This is a genomic window from Streptomyces sp. NPDC056160, assembly GCF_042268205.1.
GTDB lineage: Bacteria > Actinomycetota > Actinomycetes > Streptomycetales > Streptomycetaceae > Streptomyces.
In genome coordinates this window covers 1-4870 of record NZ_JBHJUW010000270.1, presented here as the reverse complement: position 1 = coordinate 4870, position 4870 = coordinate 1, and the positions used below count along the sequence as shown (strand labels likewise).

General features: G+C 65.7%; 4 protein-coding genes. 1 reads left to right on the top strand and 3 read right to left on the bottom strand.

Going from position 1 to position 4870, the window contains the following annotated elements; translation table 11 throughout:
• Positions 1–144: 144 nt before the first annotated feature.
• Positions 145–2427, bottom strand: coding sequence for an MMPL family transporter (locus tag ACFC02_RS41630; RefSeq protein WP_376368083.1), 2283 nt, complete (start codon positions 2425–2427; stop codon positions 145–147).
• 192 nt (positions 2428–2619) lie between these two features.
• On the opposite strand from ACFC02_RS41630, the gene ACFC02_RS41625 reads away from it, so the two are divergent.
• Positions 2620–3240: a TetR/AcrR family transcriptional regulator gene (locus ACFC02_RS41625; RefSeq protein WP_376368081.1), complete on the top strand. Its 621-nt coding sequence runs from the start codon at positions 2620–2622 to the stop codon at positions 3238–3240.
• Between the two features lie 121 nt (positions 3241–3361).
• Here ACFC02_RS41625 and ACFC02_RS41620 read toward each other — a convergent pair whose 3' ends face one another.
• Together ACFC02_RS41620 and ACFC02_RS41615 are read right to left on the bottom strand one after the other, a co-directional pair.
• Entirely contained in the window at positions 3362–4252 is an 891-nt protein-coding gene (locus tag ACFC02_RS41620; RefSeq protein WP_376368079.1) for a ThiF family adenylyltransferase, read from the bottom strand.
• The coding region (locus tag ACFC02_RS41615; protein WP_376368077.1) for a hypothetical protein at positions 4252–4870 on the bottom strand (619 nt) is incomplete at its 5' end. The genes ACFC02_RS41620 and ACFC02_RS41615, both read right to left, overlap by 1 nt.

The following is a 4870-nucleotide window of genomic DNA, read 5'->3' as shown; positions in this document are numbered from 1 at the left end:
GGGCAGAAGCCATTCGTGACGAACCCCCGCCCGCTACACTCCCACCGCTCGACGTTTCCCCAGGTCAAGCCACGAAGTACTGCTGGAGTACTAGGAGAAGCAGCGCGAAGACAATCAGCACACCGTTGTACCTCATTCCATCTCTCACTGCCTGACGGTTGCTCGTTCGGGGTGTGTGTCGGCATTCGGGGCCGTCGGTTTCTGGGGTTGGGCCGGGTTGCGCCGTCCGGGGAGCCACCAGTTCCAGCGGCCCATGAGGCGCATGGAGGCCGGCACGAGCAGGAGTCGTACGAGGGTGGCATCGAGGAGGATGGCGACGGCCATGCCGAATCCGAGTTGCTGGATGGGGACGATGCCGGCGAATCCGAAGGCCCCGAAGACGGCGACCATCAGCAGTGCGGCGCCTGAGATCAGGGGCGCGGTCTGGGTGAGGCCGCGGGCCACGGATGCCGTGTTGTCTCCGGTTGCCAGATACTCTTCGCGGACCCGGTCGAGGAGGAAGACCTCGTAGTCGGTACTGAGGCTGAACAGCAGCGCCAGCAGCAGTACGGGGACGAAGTTCTGCAGGTAGTTCGTCTGCTCGAAGTGCAGCAGCCCGGTAGCCATGCCGCGCTGGAAGACGAGTACCAGGACGCCGTAGGTCGCGGCGATCGACAGCAGGTTCATGGCGATGGCCTTCAGCGGCAGCAGCAGCGACCGGAAGGTCAGCAGAAGGACGAGGTACACCGCGGCCAGCATGACCACGATGACGATCGGCAGGCCGTCCTGGATGACGCGGTTGGCGTCGAGTCCCTCGGCCGTTTCGCCGCCGATCGAGGCGTTCAGCGATGTGGGGAGCCTGTCCGCCTCGTCCTGGACGCGGCTCAGCAGATTCCGCGCGGCGTCGCTGGATGCCTTGGTGTCCGGGATGACTTCGAAGACGACGGTCCGGTTGTCATCGGCGACGTAATGGCGGATCGTGGCCCGGGCGTCGCCCGGCAGCCGGTCCATGACGGGGCCGGCAAGGGCCGCGAAGGGGGCCTTGGGGGAAACCGCCTGCAGCGCGGGCAGGGCCGAGTCGACCCGTTCGATGTGCGGGAGCTGCGCCAGGCGGTTGCTGAACTCGGTCAGCTCCTCGGCCTGCGCCGACTCGTCGAGGGGCTTCTTCGACGTGATGACTGCCTGGATGGGCGAGGTGGTGCCGCCCCCGAAGGCGTCCTGTATGTGGTCGTAGCCGACCCGGACCTGTGAGGTACTCGGGAGGATACGGGCGTCGGGGGAGAACGTGCGCAGCTGCGTGGCCGGCGCGGCCAGTGCGAGCAGAGCGATGCTGGTCGCGGCGAGGAAGAGTACCGGGCGAGCCATGACCTTCAGGGCGATGCGGTACCAGCGGCTGGACTCGTCGCCTGTTGCTGCGTCCGGGTTCGGACGGCGGCGGGGGAGGCGTATGCGGCCAGCGTTGATCCGGTCTCCCAGGAGGTGCAGCAGAACCGGGAGAAAGAGGACGGCGGTCAGCACGGAGAAGGCGACGACCACGGTGGCGCCGAGGGCGAGGGAGAAGATGACGTTGAGGTCGATGAGGAACAGCGTGCACATCGCAAGAATAATGGTCACGCCGGAGGCGAGGACAGTGTGCCCGGAGGTGCGCAGGGTGGCGGCGACGGCGGTTTCGACGCTCTGTCCCCTGGCGAGCTGCTCCTTGAATCGGGTGATCATGAAGAGGGAGTAGTCCACTCCGACGCCCAGCCCCAGCATGGTGGCTGCGTTCTCCACGAACACCGACAGTTCGTAGTACTGGGAGATCGGTGCCAGCAGGCCGAGTGTAAAGACGATCGCGGATACGCCCACCGCGAGCGAGACCAGGGCCGCGGCGACGCTACGGAAGAGGAGCAGCAGGATCACGATGATCAGGGGCATCGTGATCAGCTCTGCCTTGGCCAGGCCCTCCTGACTGAGGGCGTTGACCTCGCCCCAGAAGGAGGAAGGGCTTACCAGGGAGACCTCGAGTCCCTTGCCCTCGAAGCGGTCCGTCAGGTTCTTCTGGATGGTGGGGAGCTCGCGGCGTGCGGTGCCATCGTCGAGGTAGAGAGCAAGCGAGTCGATGGCTGTCCGATGGTCGTCGCCGGCGTACGGGGACCTGTTCTCGGCAGAGAGCGTGGTCCATCCGTTGATGTCCGTGACCTTCAGCGTCTCGTTCGCCTTGACGTATCGGGCGACGTCACGGGCCCGTTCGGCAAACGGCGCACTGTCTGTGGTGTGCAGCTTGTCGTGAATGACGAGGGTGACAGTGGTCTTGCCTCGGCCCTTGAATCCGTGTTCGAGCTGGTGTGCGGCCTTGGCCGAGTCGGACCCAGACACGTACCAGCCGCCCCCGCTCAGCGAGTTGGCGATCGACGAGGCGCCGACTCCACTGACGGCCAGGGCTGCCAGCCACAGCGCCAGCAGCACCCAACGCCCCTTGCCGATCAACCGAGAGGCTCGGGCTGCGAAGTCGCCGGGGGAAGGCGGGGATGAGGTGTGCGAAGTCATGTGAAGCCTCACGCTGGAGGAGCTGGGGAGAATGCTGGGCAATGACAGGCGTCGGGCTTTGACCGACTCAGAGTCGGTGACTTACGGTCGGTCAGTATTCTTGGAGGTCATATGGGAGTCAAGTCTCGGCGCGCCGAGTGCGCCGCGATGACACGCGCCGCGTTGCTCGATGCGGCCGCGGAGCTCTTCGCCGAGAAAGGTTTCGACGTCACGACCATCGATGAGATCGCCACCGCTGCGCGTGTGAGCAAGGGGGCCGTTTACCACCACTTCGCCGACAAACGGGCCATTTTCGACGAGGTTTTCCGGGTCAGCCAGGGGGAGGTTCTGACGCACGTCAGGAAGGACGTCACCGCGGCGGCCGGTGCCGACAAAGATCAGCCGCCGTGGCTGGTCGCCGTGACCGCCGTACAGGTCTTCCTGGACAGCTATGTCGCCGACGCCCGCAAGCGGTCGCTGCTGCGGCAGTCTGCCGGTGTGCTCGGTGTCCACCGTTGCCGGGAGATCGACGACGAGCTGGCGCTTCCTCTGGTACTGGGGCTTCTGGAAGCGCTGCAGGCCCGTGGAGAGCTCCAGGATGTGTCGATTAAGATGGCAGGTGCAGTGATCTTCGGGACGCTGTGCGAGGCAGCGACATCGCTGGCTCTTGCCGACGACCACGAAAAGGCCGGCCGTGAAGCATCCCAGGTCGTCGGCTACATGTTGTCCGGCCTGCTCAAGAAGGCCTCTTGACGGCACGAAGGGGCATCAACAGGAAAGCAGCGGTTGCGGTTCACGAACGAGCGGGCCCGTAACCCCCAGGGGATCGGGGTCACGGGCCCGCGCAACAGCCCTCAGTCGACTTCGCGAACGGTCAACTACGGGCTCTGGCGAGGGAGGCGAGCTCGCGCACGCCGCCGAGCAGGGTGAAGGGGCGCTGCACTGCTGCACTCCACCGGTCCGCGGTGCGGCGTGTGGCCCGGTGCACGTCCCACGCGACGTGGCGGCGTACAGGTTCCCCGGCGAGGATCTCGGCCACCATCCGGGCGCTGAGCGCGCCGAACTGCAGGGACGCGTAGACGAGTTGCGGAACGCTGTAGTCCGTCTCGCCCAGGTGGTCACGGGCGTTCCGCAGCATTTCCAGGGGGATGAAGCGCACCGGGATCGCTTTGAACAGGAGGGACCACACCATCGCCTGGTCAACCATGGCCGAGGTGATCTTCCCGTCGAACGGGCGTCCTTCGGGTTTTCGGTAGTCGTAGAACCGGATGTACTGGGTGCCGGCCATGTCGTATCCGGTCAGCACCGGCCGGCGGGCGCGCGCCGCGGCCTCGTGGAGAGAGTACTTCGCGCGCCATCCGGGCCGTTCGGTGACATCGACACCGTCGATGACCACAGCACACCTGTCGACCAAATCCTGGGCGTTGTCCGCTGTGACGCCGTTGGTCACCACTTCCACGCGGGCGTGCGGGTTGATCTCCATGACCCGCCTGGCCGCGACCTCGGCCTTGTGTCTGCCGATGTCGGTGAACGCTGCGTGCTGACGGTTGAGGTTGTTCAGCTCGAACTCGCCGACGTCGACCAGGACGAAGTTCTGGACACCGAGGCGGGCCAGGGGTTCCACCGCGGCGCCCCCGGTAGAGCCGCAGCCAGCGATCAGGATCCGCGCCTGGGACAGTTCCTCCTGCGCCCGGTCGGATATGAAATCGCGGTTGCGTTCCGTGAACTCCTCGTAGAACTCCCGCAGCATGACGCCTTCCGCCATCAGGCAGCCATCCTTCCGGGGATCTCCCGGCGTTTCACGGTCCCGGACAGCTCTGCCATGAGTCCCCGCAGAGCACGGATCGGCGAGGCATCTACGATGGCCTGTTCGAGGAGCTTCCCGCGCTTCGCGACTTCTTCGGCATTCGGGACCCACGCGCAGAAGGGGAGTACCTTCTCGCGCGCGATGTACATGGGGTGCATGAGGTCCTGCCGGCTCAGTGACGGTGTGGTGCCTGTCAGCAGATGCACATCGAGTCCGAGGAGCATGAGGTGCCGCAGCGCAACGTGCTCTTCCACATCGCCGACCAGCAGCCTGACCGAGCCGTTCTCTGCCTGGATAGCCATGGTGATCCCGGCCAGCAGTTCCAGTGTGATCCGCAGACGCAGGGCGCGATCGGTTACGTCATGCGCCCCTATGAAACGTTTCACCTCCCTGATCTCGTGCGTGGTCAGGTCCGCCGCGTCGGGCAGCACGGCCTGGAGGCGTATGGCGTGTGCCTCCTCGCAGGGGAATAAGTGCCGGTTCGGGTCTTCGAAGTTGAGCGGTGCAAGGTCGGTGGCCGCTGACTGCCCGTCACGGTCTGTGACGGGTGGGGTGGTTGTCGGCCCTGGATGTAGG

What these genes read in the sequence shown, in the direction of transcription:
- ACFC02_RS41625 (WP_376368081.1), top strand. Translation starts at nt 2,620, where the DNA reads ATGGGAGTCAAGTCTCGGCGCGCCGAGTGCGCCGCGATGACACGCGCC.
- ACFC02_RS41620 (WP_376368079.1), bottom strand. Translation starts at nt 4,252, where the DNA reads ATGGCGGAAGGCGTCATGCTGCGGGAGTTCTACGAGGAGTTCACGGAA.